We start from the raw sequence: 16,976 nt of genomic DNA on the forward strand, positions 1-16,976 counted from the left end.
ATTTTGATTATTTCTTTATTAATTTCATTTTCTCCGCAATTTTTCTTGCATTGTCATCAGATTGTTCAAGTTGGCTGATAATATTATTAAAATCAGTCTCTTTTCTGTTCTGGGAAAGTTTTTGTTTAATAAATATTTCGGTAGGAAGTATTTTAATTCCAAAGGCCCCCTTCATTTCCTTTTCCACAAATTCCCTTCCCATATCCTTCACCATCATCGGACATTGCTGAAAACTTTCGTATTTGGACGTTAATTTGTCCAAATGAGCATAGAGCTCATCATGATTCATTATTTCAACTTTTCCGTGAATCTGTACTGCCTCATAATTCCATGTAGAAACATTAATATGATCATACCAGCTGCTGGAAATATAAGTATGGGCTCCCAAAAAGTCACAAAGAACTTCATCACCATCTTTTAAAGTTTTTGCCTGAGGATTAGCTCTTGAAATATGAGTTTCAATATAGGCTTTTTCAGGATCATCTTCATTAAGCATCATCATAGAATGAGTTGCCCGTATCTTATCAACGGAAGAAATCAGTAATGCAAAAGAATTTTCTTTGATAATCTCTCTCATCAAATCATAATCTTCACTTCTGTATAATTTAGGTATAAACATAAACTAATCAATTCTCATTAACCTTAACCTTTGAACTTTGAACTCAAAACTTTGAATTAAAATAGCTCTCCCGGGTTTTTAGGTCTTGTAATATTCAAATGTTTGTAAGCCTTATCGGTAACTTCCCGTCCTCTCGGAGTTCTGATAATAAATCCTTCCTGGATCAGAAACGGTTCATAAACTTCTTCCAGTGTTTCAGGATTTTCAGCAATAGATGTAGCCAGAGCAGAAATACCAACCGGTTTTCCTTTGAAGTTTTCAATCATGACACGCATGATTTTATTATCCATTTCGTCCAACCCAAATTCATCCACATTTAAAGAATCCAGAGCATATTTGGTAATCTTGATCTCAATCTCACCATTTCCTTTGATCTCTGCAAAATCACGTACTCTTCTCAGCAATGCATTGGCAATCCTCGGTGTTCCCCGGCTTCTTCTTGCAATTTCTATCGCCGCATCTTCATAAATAACAACTCCTAAAACCCTTGCACTTCTCTGAATAATGGTTGACAAAAGTTCAATAGAATAATATTCCAGCCTGCTTTGAATCCCAAATCGCGCAAGCATTGGTTTGGTAAGCATACCACTTCTTGTAGTAGCACCTACAAGAGTAAAAGGATTCAGACCAATCTGTACACTTCTGGCATTAGGACCTGTTTCCAGCATGATATCAATCTTGTAATCTTCCATTGCAGAATACAGATATTCCTCTACAACAGGAGAAAGCCGATGGATTTCATCAATGAAAAGAACATCATTTTCTTCCAGATTGGTTAGTAAACCAGCTAAACTTCCGGGTTTGTCCAATACAGGGCCAGAAGTAACCTTGCAGTTTACCCCAAGCTCATTAGCGATAATATTGGCTAAAGTAGTTTTACCAAGTCCTGGCGGACCGTGTAATAAAACATGGTCCAGTGCTCCGCCACGTCTTTTCGCAGCGGTAACAAAAACCTCAAGGTTCTCCAGCGTTTTTCTCTGTCCCGCAAAATCTTTAAAGCTCTGCGGACGGATCTGTTCTTCCTGCATCAGCTCCTCTCGTGAGTAGTTTTCCTTATCTGGATGTAAAAAATCTGGCATTAATTCATTTCATTTACTTCAAAGATAGCAAATTTAGACAAAGGTTGAAGGGCAGATTGAGAAAACGTTGAGATTGATAGAGAGGTTTAAGCCAGCGTTGAAAATGAGAACAGCTAAGATTTAAATAATTGGGATATTTTAAGTATTTTTGAGAGAAGAAATTATTAATAAAAATTAATGAAATTTTGAATGTTTGGAAAAAGGAGATTGATATAAAATGGATCAGCATATATCTAAACATCGCATTAACTTTAAACTAATGAAATTAATAGGACCATTCAAGCAGGTGGTAACACTTGCTAACTTACCGTTAAGAGGAAAGCTTTCCGATGAGCAGCTGGAAATTATTGTAGACGGAGGAATTGTATTAGATCAGAACACCATCCGGAAAGTTGGAAATTTTGAAACTTTAAAAACAGAAAATCCTACGATAGAAATTGAACACATTGAAGGAGAACAGGTTGTTCTTCCGGCCTTTGTAGATTCACATACCCACATTTGTTTCGGAGGAAACCGTGCTAATGATTTTGCCATGCGAAATGCAGGGAAAACTTATCTTGAGATCGCGGAAAGCGGCGGCGGAATCTGGAGTTCTGTACAGCATACAAGAAATGCTTCAGAAGAAGAATTATTAAAAACATTAGTTGAAAGAATCAATTTTTTGGTTGATCTGGGAATTACAACTATTGAAGTGAAGAGCGGTTACGGTCTGGATGTGGAAAACGAGCTGAAAATGCTTAGAATAATAAAAAAAGCACAGAATGAGACTAAAGCCACTTTAGTTCCTACCTGTCTTTCAGCTCACTTAAAACCTAGAGATTTTGAAGGAACCAATCCCGAATATCTTGAATATATCATCACCGAAATTTTACCAAAAGTAAAAGAAGAAGAATTGGCGGGCAGAGTTGATATCTTTATTGAAAAGTCTGCTTTTCAGCCGGAAGAAAGTAAAGAATTCTTACTTAAAGCAAAGGAACTAGGCTTTGAAATTACCGTTCACGCAGATCAGTTTACCCCGGGAAGCTCAAGAATTGCAGTAGAAGTAGGAGCGAAGTCAGCGGATCATTTGGAAGCAACAATCGATGAGGATATTCAGTTTTTGGCTGATTCTGATACCGTAGCAACTGCACTTCCGGGAGCGAGCTTAGGGCTAGGTGAGAAATTTACTCCAGCAAGAAAATTATTAGATGCTGGCGCTATAGTAGCCATTGCAAGTGACTGGAATCCGGGATCGGCACCCATGGGAAATTTAATTACCCAGGCGTCTATTTTAGCAACCTTCCAAAAGCTTACAACCGCTGAAGTGTTGGCAGGAATGACTTTCCGTGCTGCTTTTGCATTGAATCTTGAAGACAGAGGACAATTGGAAGCAGGGAAAAAAGCAGATTTTGTCACTTTCAAAACTAATAATTTCCAGAATATTCTGTATAATCAGGGAAGCTTGAAAGCTGAACTTGTTTATATTGATGGAAATCCAACATAAAAGTATTGTTTTGAAGGCAATTAAAAATTTTATAATTTATTTGGTATTACTTGTAGTATCTTTAAATATAACTGTTTTTTTGCAATCCCTTTGGAATAATGGTGAAGTAATAAAAGAAGTGAAGGTCTCAGGAATATTTTATTCTGGATTGATTTTTATATCTTTTCTATTAACAGCTCTGTTATCTTTTTATTTTTTTATCAGAGCCATATTTTGTATTTTACAGATAACAAAAAGTGCATTCGTTATCTTGACGGGTAAAAACGAACAATTAAAGAAATAGTTTAATTTGATTGCACTTTAAAAGCAACCTACAAATTGGAATTATTTAATAATGAATAATATTTGGCAAGGCAGATTGGATGGAGAAGAACTTCTCTATCACAGATTATTTCAAAGAGTTAAAGAAGAACGTAATTACGACAATATTGCTGCAGGAGATTTTGCATTGCATGGTTTTGCTGTAGATGAAGGAGTAAGGAGAAACAAAGGCCGTCAGGGAGCGAAAGATGCTCCGGATGTGATCAGGAAAAATATGTCCAATTTTCCGGTAATTCTTCCTGACTTTTCAATGCTTGACTTTGGAAATGTTACCTGTGAAGACGGTAATCTGGAAAATACTCAGAACAATCTTGCCAAAAATGTTTCAAAAGTTCTTTTAAAAGGCGGAAAGTCACTTGTACTTGGCGGAGGTCATGAAGTGACATATGCTCATTATTTAGGTGTTAAAACAGCCTTTCCGGAACAGAAGATTGGTATTATTAATATCGATGCTCATTTTGATAACCGACAGCCGGAAAATGGAGTAGGACCAAGCTCAGGAACAGGATTCTGGCAGATTGCTCAGGAAGGTCCAATCAATTCTCTGCATATAGGAATTCAAAGAAACTCCAATACGTTGAAGCTTTTTGATACCGCTCATCAGTATGGGATGAAATATATCCTGGCAGATGAACTGTTTTTTGAAAATCTTAGCTCCATCTACCAGCGCATTGATGAACTGCTGGAGAGTGTAGATTATGCCTATCTTACCATTTGCATGGACGTCTTCAATGCATCAGTGGCTCCCGGAGTTTCTGCTGCAGCATATAATGGTATCTTTGCAGATACAGCCTTTATGCATTTTTACAGACATATCTTAAAAAATAAAAAATTGGTGGCGCTGGATGTGGCGGAAGTAAACCCTTCTTTCGATATCCAGGACAGAACAGCAAGGCTTGCAGCATGTCTTGTGAATGAATGGCTAATGATGTAAGATAAAGTTATATTCTTCCGATAGAGAAAATCATTATTTTATTGACCCTTAAGGAATGGAATTTGCTAATTTCACCGTGCTTTTAAAATAAAAGCGCTCATAAATTCATTAGCTGAATTTAAAACAGAAATTTATATTATGGAACAATTAATTGAAAGCAAGCTTATTAAAGCAGATAAAGCGTTTTCAGTGTGGAGAAAAGTGCCGTTTGAGGAAAGGCAGAAGTTAATTGCAAAAGCAGCGGAAATTTTAAAGAATAATTCGGAGAAATTTGGGAAAATAATTACTACAGAAATGAATAAACCCATTTCAGAATCTATTGCTGAAGTGGAAAAGTGTGCTTTAATGATGAATTATTATGCCACTGCTGAAAATATATTAAAACCAGAAAAAGTTGAATCCGAGTTTGCTTATTCTGAAGTTCATTATGCCCCGAAAGGAGTAATCTTAGGGGTTATGCCATGGAACTTTCCTTTCTGGCAGGTATTGAGATTTGCTACTCCTGCCATTTTAGCTGGAAATACAATTGTTTTGAAACATGCTTCAATTTGTTTCGGAAGTGGAAATGCCATTGAAGAAGTTCTTCTACAGGCAGGTTTTCCGGAAGGTATTTTTCAGAATCTTGAAGTAGGGCATAAAGCTGTAAAGGAAATTCTTGAACATGATGCTGTAAAAGGAGTAAGCCTTACAGGCAGTGGAAAAGCCGGAGGAGAAGTAGCTTCCATCGCGGGTTTAAATATTAAAAAATCTTTACTTGAATTAGGCGGAAGTGATGCTTTTATCATTTTTGATGATGCAGATCTTGAAGCAGCCGCAAAAGCAGGAGCAAAATCCAGACTTCAAAACTGCGGACAAACCTGTACTGCAGCAAAAAGATTTATCATTGATGAAAAAATTGAAGACCAATTTTTACCCGTTTTCATTGAAGAATACAAAAAATATGAAATTGGTGATCCATTAGATAAAGAAACTAAACTGGCAGGAATGGCAAGACCAGATCTTGCTGATGAATTGGAAGCGCAGTTCAACAGAGCATTGGAAAACGGTGCTGAAATCATCATTCCTCTGGAAAGAATTTCTGAAAATGAATTTAAACCTGGTTTAATAAGAGTTCAGGAAGGAAATCCTATTTTAAAAGAAGAGCTTTTCGGGCCTCTGGGTATGGTTATGATTGCAAAAAATGAGGAAGAAGCTTTACAGATGGCCAATGATATTCCTTTCGGGCTTTCCAATTCGGTATGGACTAAAAATAAAGACCGTCAGCTATTCTTCATTGCAAACCTTGAATCAGGAACAGTTAATATCAACCGCATGACGAGCTCTGATCCACGCTTTCCATTCGGAGGATCAAAAGCTTCCGGATATGGAACAGAACTATCCTTATTAGCTTTAAAAGAGTTTGTAACGGCAAAGACCATTGTTGGTAACTAAGATCTGTACAATGTCATTCCGGGGAACCGAGGAATCTCAGAGATTCTTCACTTCACTCCGTTTCATTCAGAATGACAAATTATCACATATAAAAATGAAAATCCCGGAAATTAATTTCCGGGATTTTTTTATGCTTTTGCAAAAAGTAATTTTGCTTATTGCTTATACCGTAGTCAGTCTCAATGTATTTGTTTTTCCACCTTCATACGATGGAGTAGCATTGATGTTGATTACAAAGTCTCCGGTCTCGATATAACCATAGTTGTGCGTTAACATATTTACCTGAATGATCGTTTCATCCGTAGATTTCTTCATATCATAGTAATAAGCATGAACACCCCAAAGAAGGTTCAGCATCGTAATGACTCTTCTGTTACCACTGTATACGATGATGTGAGAATTTGGTCTGTGGGCTGCAAGCTGGAATGCGGTGTACCCGGAGTGAGTAAGTGTTACAATTGCAGAAACGTTTGTTGTTTTAGCGATTCTTACTGCTGCAAGACAAACCCTGTTGGTAATGAATCTTTCATCGATACAGTTATAATCTTTCTCGATAGGCTCATTTTTGTGTTGGTAGAAATGAGTTGTTTCGATATTCTTTACAATTTTAGCCATGTTTTCCACAACCTGTACCGGATATCTACCTACTGAAGTTTCTCCGGAAAGCATTACAGCATCAGCTCCATCCAATACAGAGTTGGCTACGTCATTTACTTCCGCTCTTGTTGGCGTTAAGCTGTTGATCATTGTTTCCATCATCTGAGTGGCAATGATTACCGGCTTGGAGTAAAATCTTGCTTTTTCTACCAGGTTTTTCTGGATCGCAGGAACTTCTTCCATTGGAACTTCTACTCCAAGATCTCCACGAGCTACCATTAATCCGTCACATTCAAGAAGGATTTCCTCAATATTTTTTACCCCTTCAGGTTTTTCAATCTTCGCAATAATCGGAGTTTTGAATTTACCGTTTGGATGGGCTTTGATAAGCTCCTTCAAGTCGATAATATCCTGAGCATGGCGCACGAATGATAAAGCAATCCAGTCAACTTCCATGTCAAGCATGAAATTAGCATCCTGAATATCTTTTTCTGTTAATGCAGGAAGAGAAACATTTGTATTAGGTAGATTAACTCCTTTTTTAGAACTTAACGGACCTCCCTGAATAGTTTTTGCCTTTACAGTATCCTTTTCATTGGTTTCGATAACCTCCAACATTAGTTTCCCATCATCAATAAGGATTCTTTCTCCCACTTTTACATCCTGTGGAAACTGTTGGTACGTCATGTACACTTTAGTGGAATCTCCCTCCATCTTTTCATTGGTGAAAGTTAGAATATCACCTGGATTCAGATAAGATCCTTCCTTTACAACTCCCACTCTCAGCTTAGGACCCTGAAGATCTCCCAAGATTCCTACAGAATAACCATACTCATTGTTTAGCTCTCTAATTATTTCAATATTTTTTCGAACTAAGTCGTAATCTGCATGTGAAAAATTTATTCTGAAAATATCAACACCCGCTTTCATTAAATCTAACATAACTTCCTTCGACGATGAAGCAGGGCCTAGTGTTGCGATAATTTTTGTCTTCTTTAAATACTTATTCATAATACTGGATAATTTGATAAAGTTCCTCTTCAGAACTCAATGTATAATCTTGAATTGGAAACACAAGATTTTCAGGGAGCAAAATTACGGAAAAATCAGGAAACTGTTCCGAACTATGCAGAATATATTCCACATCTACCTGATTATTTAATAAAAATTTAATGTTTTCTTCTTCTGTAAAGAGTTCTGTCTGAATTTTTTTTTGCTTACTTTCAGAAGATTTATTGGAAATGAAGGTAAAACAAGTCTTTGTATACTTATGATAGGCTTCAAATCTTGGGAAAAAATAATCATAATATCCCCCGTGAAAGACAAGATCTTTCTTTCTTGAAAAATTGAGGTTGTTTTTTTGATTTATTTTGTAGAAAAACTCGTGAGCAGGTACATCTTTGGCTAATCTTACCAATCCTATGGCAATATCTTCAAATTCTATATCATCAAGATCATAAAGTTTTTGAATTTCCAAGTATATTTTCTTTTTTGTTTAAAATATAAAATGCCCTCTGTGCTGCTTTTTCCTCTGCTTTCTTCTTGGAAGTCTCTGTTGCATTAGCAATTTTTTCCTCTCCCAGCCATACATGGCACCTGAATACGACAGATTTATTAGCCTGTATCTCCTCGCAGGTTTCGTACTTTATGTTGACCTTCTTCTTTTGACTCCATTCAAGAAGGAGACCTTTATAACTTACAATTTTGTTTTCAAGTTTATTGATCTCGGAAGGGGTCAGCAATTTTTCCAGAATAATCCTCTTGCAGGCATCATAATGGAAGTCTAAATAAACGGCACCGATTAAGGCTTCGAACAAATTTCCAGAGATATTTTCTCCCAAAGCTGATGAGCTGTTTTGCTTTTGCAAAAGGCTGGTAAGCTTGAGATCTTCTCCTAATTTATTGAGGTTTTTCCTATTAACAATCTTAGATTTCATTTGTGTCAGATATCCCTCGTTAGCCTGAGGATAAGTCTGGAACAAATGACAAGAAATAATTGTACCCAAAACAGAATCTCCCAAAAATTCAAGCCTTTCGTAATTGCTGTCTTGATTTTTAGAAGAATTTTTTAAAGAAAAAGCTTCGCGGTAAAGAGCTATATTCTGTACCTCTGTACCCAATACTTTTCTAAGCTCGGTACTGAGAAAATATTCTCTCTCCGTTAATTGTCTTTTTCTTTTTTTGAGAAGGAATTTAGAAAAGTATTTCTGTAACTCCATTCATTGAATTTAGATTTTCTTAAATAGAACGCAAGCATTATGCCCGCCAAATCCAAAAGTATTGCTCATGGCTACTTTTACATCTTTCTTCACAGCTGTGTTAAACGTAAAGTTTAGACGGCTGTCAATATTTTCATCATCAGTAAAATGGTTGATGGTTGGAGGAACAGTACCATGAATAATAGTTCCCAATGCAGCGATAGCTTCAATAACACCTGCAGCACCTAAAAGGTGACCAGTCATTGATTTTGTAGAATTAATCTGAATGTCATAAGCATGTTCGCCTAATAATTTCGAAATTGCATTGGATTCTGCGATGTCTCCTAATGGAGTAGAGGTACCATGCATGTTGATATGATCTACTTCATCAGCAGTTAAACCTGCGTCTTCCAAACAACTTTTCATTACCAGATAAGCGCCAAGGCCTTCAGGATGTGGAGCAGTCATGTGATGTGCATCAGCACTCAGACCTCCTCCCAGTAATTCTGCATAAATTGTAGCACCACGTTTTACAGCGTGCTCATATTCTTCAAGAACGATACAACCTGCGCCTTCTCCTAATACAAATCCATCTCTGTCTTTGTCAAAAGGTCTTGAAGCCGTTTTAGGATCGTCATTTCTTGTAGAAAGTGCCATCATTGCGTTGAATCCACCGACACCACTTGCTGTAACGGCTGCTTCAGAGCCTCCGCACACAATCACGTCTGCTTTTCCTAATTGGATCAGCATTTTGGAATCAATTATAGCATTTGCTGAAGATGCACATGCAGATACAGTTGTATAGTTTGGTCCATGGAAACCGTATTCAATTGAGATATGCCCTGGAGTGATATCCGCAATCATTTTTGGGATAAAGAAAGGGTTAAATCTCGGAATTTCCGTATTCGCCCATCCTAACACTTCAGTTTCAAAGGTCTCTAATCCTCCGATTCCAGAACCCCAGATTACACCAACTCTGTTTTTATCTACATTGTCTTCAATAATTCCGGAATGCGTTACAGCTTCTCTTGCTGCAACAAGTCCCAATTGAGTATTTCTGTCCATTTTTTTAGCCTCTTTCTTATCGAAATGCTGTAACGGATCGAAATTTTTTACCTCGCAAGCGAACTTTGTTTTAAAGTTTGTGGCATCAAAAAGAGTAATCGGAGCGGCACCGCTCTCACCTTTCACAAGATTTTCCCAGTATTCTTTTGCATTATTTCCTATTGGTGTTATTGCTCCAAATCCGGTTACAACTACTCTTTTTAATTCCATAAACTTTGTTTAATTTCTTTTTTGTTGAAGAATATTATTTATTTACTACTTCTTCGATGTAAGCGATAGCGTGTCCTACAGTAGTAATTTTTTCAGCTTGATCATCAGGGATCTGAATGTTAAATTCTTTTTCAAATTCCATGATTAACTCAACTGTATCTAGTGAATCAGCTCCTAAATCGTTAGTGAAGCTAGCTTCAGGAGTTACTTCTGTTTCTTCAACGTCAAGCTTATCAGCGATGATAGCTTTTACTCTTGATGCAATGTCTGACATAGTAAATTATTTTTTTAATTGTTAGATGGTGCAAATATATAAAATTCTTTACGATAAAACATTTTTTTAGTCTTTTTTGTGGACCAGAAGCTTTTATTTTGGGTTGTTTGGTTTTAGTCTTTTCGTTTTCAGTGGTTTATATTTGGTGTAAATGATGAATGAAGAAGCAGAACTTTATATTTGATTATACTGATCAATTTTTTAAGAGATTAATATCTTGATTTAAGTGAAAGTTTATCTGTTATCTAACGTTCCTGATTTAAAAGAGCAGTATGGAATTCTTGAAAGGCAGGAACAGGTTAGAGAAATTTTGAAAATATACTTGAACGTCACATAGTACTATAAATATTTTTTAGCAATATGGAGTAATAATGATAAGTATTCTCAAAGTTGCTTATAATAAAAAAATGATTGGTTCTACCACATGCAAGTAAAGCCAATCATTTTTTTAGTTAGAGATATTAAACGTAATTATTGTTTAGTGAAAATCAAATCTTTTGTTTCCGGAAGATAAATGGTTGTATCTAAAGTTGAAGGACATTTACTTTCTGTTGTTGTAATATCATTTGGACGATATTCCCATGAGATTTGATTAGAATTGAGTTTCTTTAAAATTATTTTACCCCAACCTACATTACAATTTGTACCAGAATATACAAAAATTATTTCATTTTTAGTGGGTTTTGTTCCAATACTATATAATTCTATTTTAGATGTATGATCATTTTGTGTGTCTTGTAAGATATTTCCAGATGAGTTTTTGACAATATATTTTACGATTAAAGCATCCATATAGTAGCTTTTCTGGGCGCTATTTTCTATTTTTTTATCTTGTTTAGTGATGTATAAGAAAATCTCATTACCTTCAAAAGTTGTCTTGTAAGTACCTATATAGGGAGCTAATTCATTATTTAAATCTTTTAGATAAGAGTTTTGTGGAATTTCTTCATAATCTGAATTTAGAGGAAATACTTGTTGTGCTTTACAAGATATAAGACTTAAAAATAAGATTAGAATTACTACTATTTTGTTATACGTTGTTTTCATATTTCATCATTGTAAAAAAGACTGCCATTAAGACAGTCTCTATCATTATTGTTTAGTAAAAATCAAATCTTTTGTTTCAGGAAGATAAATGGTTGTATCCAAAGTTGATGGACATTTACTTTCTGTTGTTGTAATATCATTTGGACGATATTCCCATGAGATTTGATTAAAATTGAGTTTCTTTAAAATTATTTTACCCCAACCTACACTGCAATTTGTACCAGCATAGTTAAATGATACCTTAGTGCCATTTTCTGTTACCCATAAACTGTAAATAGTATGCAGTAAATCTGGTTGAAAAACTTTATTTTGTGTATCTTGTAGAACAGCTCCAGAAGAATTTTTTATGATGTATCTTATAGATAAAATATCTTTATAAATCTGTTTTCCCCTAGTGTTGAAAAGTTTATCATTTTCTTTAGAAATAAAAAGAGTAATTTGATTACCATTATATGTAGCTGAGTATGTACCCGTAAAAGATTGAAGTTCATTATTTGTATCCTTTAAGTGTGATAAATTAGGAATATTATCTATTGATGTTAATAATGGGAATGTCAGCTGAGCTTTACAAGATATGATATTCAGCATTACTAAGATAAGAGCTATTTTATATACTATTTTCATTTTTTTATTTTTTATAGATTAATTTTATGGACATGGTGTTGCTGTAATTGAGCCTGAATTATCTTTTGTCACATTATATACAGTTCCGTTAGACTCTACACGCTGAAGGACTATTTTGTTATCAAGTCCGATATTTGTCAATGTATCAAAAAACAATTTTTCTAATCCTTTTTCATTCAAATCGCCTGCTGAATTAATATAAGTACTCCCGTTTAAACTGGTATTGGTTAATTCGCTTTCTTTAGTTTGATAGTCATTCTTAAACTGTGCCATTTGTGCAGGTGAATATACAAAATTTCCTAATTCTGTTCCTGTACCTGCATAACGTATTACATAATGTATTTCTTTTTTTCCACCAGGGCAAGTATTGCACCATTCTGCTGCTATCATTCCAAAATACGCATTTCCCACACCATCATTTACACTTTGTGCTGCTGCAAATCCAAATAAGGTATCTACAATGTCATAAGGCGAAAGTATGTGTATCCCCGATGCTGTATGATTGTGGTATCCTCCATAGCCGTCTGTTGTATCATTGAATTTAACCTGATGAGATAAAGTGACATCGGCAGGAACGACTGTTCCGTCTTTTTTCTCTTTAAAACCTATTTCTCCTGTTTTTGGATTGATGAGAGTTTTCTGTGCCTGTGCTTTTACATTGGAAATGCCTTGTTGAATATTAGATTTGTTTAGTGTTGTTTTTGTTCTCTCACAAGGAGTATCCAAAAACTGGTTATAAAATTGTTCCCAGGTTGCATTGGGATTATTTGCAAAAAATTGCTGAGCAAAATTGAGCTTTGATTCAAATTCTTTCCATATAGTAATTGTGTTTGTTCCTAAATTTCCCAAACTTTTAAAATATCTAATACTCCAATGTAGCAATTGCGTATTATTCTGATTTAAATTATTATAGAAATAAGAAAGTAATTGACCACCTATGTATTGGTTGTTTTGAATATAAGTATATTCTTCTGCCGAAAGTTCTGGAAATCCAGCTTCATTCAACATATAATTAAAGCTGTCCTGAATAGACATTTCGCTAGATGTAGTGCTGCCACCGCTGTCACCGCCACCATCATACATTCCCATGTTGGGAAAACCTTTTGGAGGCTGTCCTCCGCTTGGACAAACCTCTGTAATTTCTACAACATAATAAGGCTTTTCACTTGCGACACATTGTGCATACTGAGATGGTGTGTGATTATCCCCGTTGCAGTTTACTTCTATAAGGTTAATGCTGTATGAACAAGCAACTTTACTTGCTGTTGTATTTTGCTGTGCGGTTTTAGGAGCTAAAGGCACTCCGTTCACAAGCTCCCTTGTTCCCATTGGTCTGCTGTTCATAGCTGTATATTCAACCGTACCCGTGAAATTATCAATCTGATAGTTTTTTGTTAAATCAGCAGGTTTATATTTTGCTGTAAATCCTATACTTTTATTTTCATTATCAACACTATATACTAAAACATCTGATGACCTATCTAAATGTCTGATTACCGTACTGTAAGAAGTAACATTATGCTGTGTAATTACTGTTACAGTTGCTTCATCAGGTAGGGAAGAGAAAAAGTCTTCGTTTTTGCTGTAAAAATGTGAAGGGTTGTTTTTTATCTCAGTAAGATAATTTTTGAAAGCTAAAGCTTCTTTTAATTTAATAGTTTTCCTGAAATCTGATTGAATAGTGTCGTTTTCAGTAAGTTCAGTCCTACAGCCGAACATAAGGAGGGTTAATGCCAAAAGCATTAAAAAATTAAGTTTTTTCATCAAATTTATTTTTTAAAGTTGCTAATCTATTCTTTTTTTTAAAATTTTACAATGAATTTTTGGTTAAAATATATTTACAAATCTATAGCTGCAAAGCGACAAAACCTGTCGTATAATATTTTATTGTTTGGTTAAAGTCTTTTTTTTTCTCTTCAAATTTTCGCGATTAGTGTGTTTAAGTTGGATTTGAAAGTGATATAATAAGATAAGGATTGATATATGTATTGGTACTATGTAGCAGATCAATATACTGTCAATTGTTGTCCTTGAGATTCATGATAGCACTTTCATTTTTGCTTATTATAAATGTTACAGCGCATTTTTTACCGTTTGAATCCATGCGATAATAATCCTGCGCCAACTAGCATCAATATATTGTGTTGGTTTGAAATCAGGAATTCTGTATGTTTCCAGTGGATTTAAATGTACTATGATTCTTTGCTCATCGGTTTTGTATTCTATCAATCAGAAGGCGATATAAAAACGTTTGGGAATAATTTTGGGAACAAAAATAAAAAAAGAGAAAATGTAATTATTTAAAATTTAATAAATTACAAATTCTCTTTAACTTAAATAGTGGAGTTGGAGGGATTCAGACTGGTGTTAATTGCTAAATTTTATTCAATCTTAATCAATTTAATTAAATATTAACTTGATGATTATCAGTTATTTTATTGTGTTTTTGAATTGATAATATTTAATAAAGTTGAATGGTATTGAGAAATTGTTGTCTAAATGTTGTCTAATTTATTTTGATGTGATAGATTTGTATTAAACAATTTATCATGGCTAAAGTTCAGTTCTTAATTCAAGGAAAGAGTTCAAGCAATCCAGTCTATCTTCGATTCTCTTTAGGTAGAAAGTTTGATGCTAAGCGAAAGACAGGGTTTGTATGTGATGTTAAATCTTGGAGTACTACAACAGGTTTCCCTAAACCAATCGATCCATCACACAAAAATCTGAAGAGTAATTTGCAAAAGATGGAAGTCTTTATTTTAGAACAATATAATCAAGATTTTGTAAACGGAGTTCAAATTAATCATGAATGGTTAGAGAATAAGATAGATGTTTTTAGCGGAAGAGTTGAACCAGAGCAAAAAGATTACTTGATAGCATACGGGGAATATTATGTCGAACAATTACCTTATGTAGTATCTGCAAAAGGTAGAAAAGGAGTAAGTGATAGATCTATAAAGAAGTATCGAACAATTGTAAATAAGCTGATTGAGTTCCAAAAATATAAGAAAAAAACATTTCTCTTAAAAGATGTAGATTTAAATTTCGGTAAAGACTTCGTAAGATTTTTAATTGATACGGGAGCAACGAATGAAAATACAGCAGGTAGATACATCAAATTTGTCAAGACGATTATTTTAGACGCTCGAAAGAATGGTCATGATGTAAACCACCAAATTGATAATGTGAAAGGCTTCACTGTTTCTACTCCGATAAATCCACTGTCAATTGATGAAATCAACAAAATAAAGGATACTGCATTTTCAGATGAGAAATATAGTATAACACGAGATTGGTTTGTTATTGGTTGCTATGTGGGGCAAAGAGCATCAGACCTGTTCAGAATGACCACTAAGATGGTACAAAAGATTGGTGATTTTAATTTTATTGTTATTACACAAGAAAAGACTAAAAAATTGGTTCAGATTCCTATTCACCAAGAGGTTAGAAATATTCTTAGTAAGTACAATGGTGAATTTCCTCCTTTGTTCTCAACAAATATCGACACAAATACAACTCTTTTTAATAGGTACATTAAAAAGGTTTGCGAAAAAGCGGATATTGATGAACTTGTTGAAGGTAACTTATTTAATAAAGAAACAAAGAAAGGAGAAAGAGGGTTTTATCCTAAATGGAAATTAGTATCATCACATGATTGTAGAAGGAGTTTTGCAACAAACTTCTACGCCAAAAAGGAATATCCGACACCATTATTAATGAATATTACGGCACATTCTTCAGAAAAACAATTCCTTGATTATATAGGACAAAAATCAATTGATCAATCAATGCAACTTGCTGAAATTTGGAGTAAACAAGAAAATGATACTGTAAAAGAAGGTAAATTAATACTGTTGAAAACTGGATCTGATAACTTATGAATATAGAAGCTATAATAATAAATGATGTCGATTGGCTTGTGGCAAGTAATGAAATAAATCAATCTGATACAGATAAATTGCTTAGTAATCTTAACAATCTACTGTTTTCTAATGATAGTGACAGTAAAAGGTTTGGTGTTCTATTGAAGACCAAAATTGTATCCAAGCTGTTTAATGAAGTAATAGAGTTGGAAAACAAGATTTCAACTTTTGGCAATAGCAGGTCAAAGAAAGAAGAAAAAAGAAAGTTGACGATCAAAAATGATATTTTAAGCAACCTAATAATAATTATATTTCAAACCTATTCCGATTATTTGAATGATAGCAAAGAGTATAGAATTTTTGAGAATAATCATATTCGGAAAATAGGACAAATTTCTCAAAACTTCTTAAATGGAAATATTAGCACGGAAAATCCATTTCCTGAATATTATGATAAAAAGAATGCTGATAAGATAATAACGGAAATTAAAGAATATTATAAAAAAACTTTTTTAAATCCAGAAAATACATTATTTGTAAAAACAAAACTAACCCAGCTATCAGAATCTTTGAAATCTAAAATATCAGATGTTGAGAATGAAATTATTATTTGGAATAGGAGAGGGGAAGAATATAAAAGAGAACTTTTGTTGTTTTCAATGGAGAAATCTGAAGAAAAAGATCGGCTTTTTGATTTATATGATTGCGAAATGTCTGGAATAATGAATCTGTTTCATTACAAACAAGATTTAATGAGACTTTACAATCACATTGTAGAAGAGTATCCGTTTATCAATTCAAAACCAATAACAATATCAGATATTACTGTTTTCGGAGATTCCAATATTCATGCTGTTAAACGTATTTATTTAGAGTTTTCTGATTTCATTGATAAAACAGTAAGTGAGAATGATTTTGTTCAAGCTTTTATGGATTTACCAATTACTAATAAAATCAAACTTGTCAACGGAAGTCTGTCTGATTATGCTTATTTAATTAAAGAATTGAAACCATTCTTTATTAGGAGAATCGGAGAAAATGCAGGAATTTACAATCAATGGTGGTCAGATCGATTTTTATTTTCAGGAAAGGAGAAGAATAGCAAAAGTATTAGTAATATGATTTCCGGATTACATACTGGAAGAGCAGCTTCAAAAAAGGCAGCAACTAATAATATTGTTAATTTTTTAAAGTCATCCTACAATCATCCTACATGATTTATTGTATTATA

Annotated in this window: 15 protein-coding genes; 5 read left to right on the forward strand and 10 right to left on the reverse strand. The window is 34.1% G+C overall.

Translation table 11 applies throughout. The features are described from left to right. Window positions 1–7: 7 nt before the first annotated feature. Window positions 8–619 (reverse strand): FMN-binding negative transcriptional regulator, encoded by a 612-nt coding sequence (locus J2786_RS10105; protein ID WP_047435466.1) that lies wholly within the window; start codon window positions 617–619, stop codon window positions 8–10. A 56-nt stretch (window positions 620–675) separates the two neighbouring features. Further along, window positions 676–1,698 carry a Holliday junction branch migration DNA helicase RuvB gene (ruvB, locus tag J2786_RS10110; protein ID WP_047435462.1) on the reverse strand — a complete coding sequence of 341 codons (1,023 nt, stop codon included), beginning with the start codon at window positions 1,696–1,698 and terminating at the stop codon, window positions 676–678. A gap of 259 nt (window positions 1,699–1,957) precedes the next feature. On the opposite strand from ruvB, the gene hutI reads away from it, so the two are divergent. The 3 genes from hutI to J2786_RS10125 all read left to right on the forward strand — a co-directional run bounded on the left by hutI (window position 1,958) and on the right by J2786_RS10125 (window position 5,867). Next, complete coding sequence (gene hutI / locus J2786_RS10115; RefSeq protein WP_310025018.1) at window positions 1,958–3,181, forward strand: imidazolonepropionase; 1,224 nt, start codon at window positions 1,958–1,960, stop codon at window positions 3,179–3,181. 334 nt (window positions 3,182–3,515) lie between these two features. Then, complete coding sequence (gene hutG, locus J2786_RS10120) at window positions 3,516–4,436, forward strand: formimidoylglutamase (RefSeq protein ID WP_047435456.1); 921 nt, start codon at window positions 3,516–3,518, stop codon at window positions 4,434–4,436. Between the two features lie 138 nt (window positions 4,437–4,574). Beyond that, window positions 4,575–5,867, forward strand: a complete 1,293-nt coding sequence (locus tag J2786_RS10125) for an aldehyde dehydrogenase family protein (RefSeq protein ID WP_047435452.1) — start codon at window positions 4,575–4,577, stop codon at window positions 5,865–5,867. 162 nt (window positions 5,868–6,029) lie between these two features. Here J2786_RS10125 and pyk read toward each other — a convergent pair whose 3' ends face one another. The 8 genes from pyk to J2786_RS10165 all read right to left on the reverse strand — a co-directional run bounded on the left by pyk (window position 6,030) and on the right by J2786_RS10165 (window position 13,646). After that, window positions 6,030–7,475 (reverse strand): pyruvate kinase, encoded by a 1,446-nt coding sequence (gene pyk, locus J2786_RS10130; protein WP_047435450.1) that lies wholly within the window; start codon window positions 7,473–7,475, stop codon window positions 6,030–6,032. Further along, window positions 7,468–7,941, reverse strand: coding sequence for an IPExxxVDY family protein (locus tag J2786_RS10135; RefSeq protein WP_047435448.1), 474 nt, complete (start codon window positions 7,939–7,941; stop codon window positions 7,468–7,470). The genes pyk and J2786_RS10135 overlap by 8 nt, the downstream gene beginning before the upstream one ends. Continuing rightward, a complete protein-coding gene (gene rnc / locus J2786_RS10140) occupies window positions 7,919–8,683 on the reverse strand; it encodes a ribonuclease III (protein WP_047435446.1) in 765 nt (254 codons plus the stop codon). The genes J2786_RS10135 and rnc overlap by 23 nt, the downstream gene beginning before the upstream one ends. 9 nt (window positions 8,684–8,692) lie before the next feature. After that, complete coding sequence (gene fabF, locus J2786_RS10145; RefSeq protein WP_047435444.1) at window positions 8,693–9,937, reverse strand: beta-ketoacyl-ACP synthase II; 1,245 nt, start codon at window positions 9,935–9,937, stop codon at window positions 8,693–8,695. A 34-nt stretch (window positions 9,938–9,971) separates the two neighbouring features. After that, entirely contained in the window at window positions 9,972–10,211 is a 240-nt protein-coding gene (locus J2786_RS10150; protein ID WP_002976354.1) for an acyl carrier protein, read from the reverse strand. Between the two features lie 471 nt (window positions 10,212–10,682). After that, window positions 10,683–11,258, reverse strand: a complete 576-nt coding sequence (locus J2786_RS10155) for a DUF6705 family protein (RefSeq protein ID WP_047435442.1) — start codon at window positions 11,256–11,258, stop codon at window positions 10,683–10,685. A 45-nt stretch (window positions 11,259–11,303) separates the two neighbouring features. Beyond that, window positions 11,304–11,882: a DUF6705 family protein gene (locus J2786_RS10160; RefSeq protein ID WP_047435439.1), complete on the reverse strand. Its 579-nt coding sequence runs from the start codon at window positions 11,880–11,882 to the stop codon at window positions 11,304–11,306. A gap of 24 nt (window positions 11,883–11,906) precedes the next feature. Then, window positions 11,907–13,646, reverse strand: coding sequence for a hypothetical protein (locus tag J2786_RS10165; RefSeq protein ID WP_047435436.1), 1,740 nt, complete (start codon window positions 13,644–13,646; stop codon window positions 11,907–11,909). Window positions 13,647–14,431: 785 nt separating this feature from the next. Between J2786_RS10165 and J2786_RS10170 the strand changes: the two genes are divergently transcribed. Together J2786_RS10170 and J2786_RS10175 are read left to right on the forward strand one after the other, a co-directional pair. Next, window positions 14,432–15,763 carry a phage integrase SAM-like domain-containing protein gene (locus J2786_RS10170; protein ID WP_310025035.1) on the forward strand — a complete coding sequence of 444 codons (1,332 nt, stop codon included), beginning with the start codon at window positions 14,432–14,434 and terminating at the stop codon, window positions 15,761–15,763. Then, window positions 15,760–16,962, forward strand: a complete 1,203-nt coding sequence (locus J2786_RS10175) for a hypothetical protein (RefSeq protein ID WP_310025039.1) — start codon at window positions 15,760–15,762, stop codon at window positions 16,960–16,962. Before J2786_RS10170 ends, J2786_RS10175 begins: the two co-directional genes overlap by 4 nt. The last annotated feature ends 14 nt before the right edge of the window (window positions 16,963–16,976 follow it).

The organism is Chryseobacterium vietnamense (assembly GCF_031454475.1).
Classification (GTDB): domain Bacteria; phylum Bacteroidota; class Bacteroidia; order Flavobacteriales; family Weeksellaceae; genus Chryseobacterium; species Chryseobacterium vietnamense.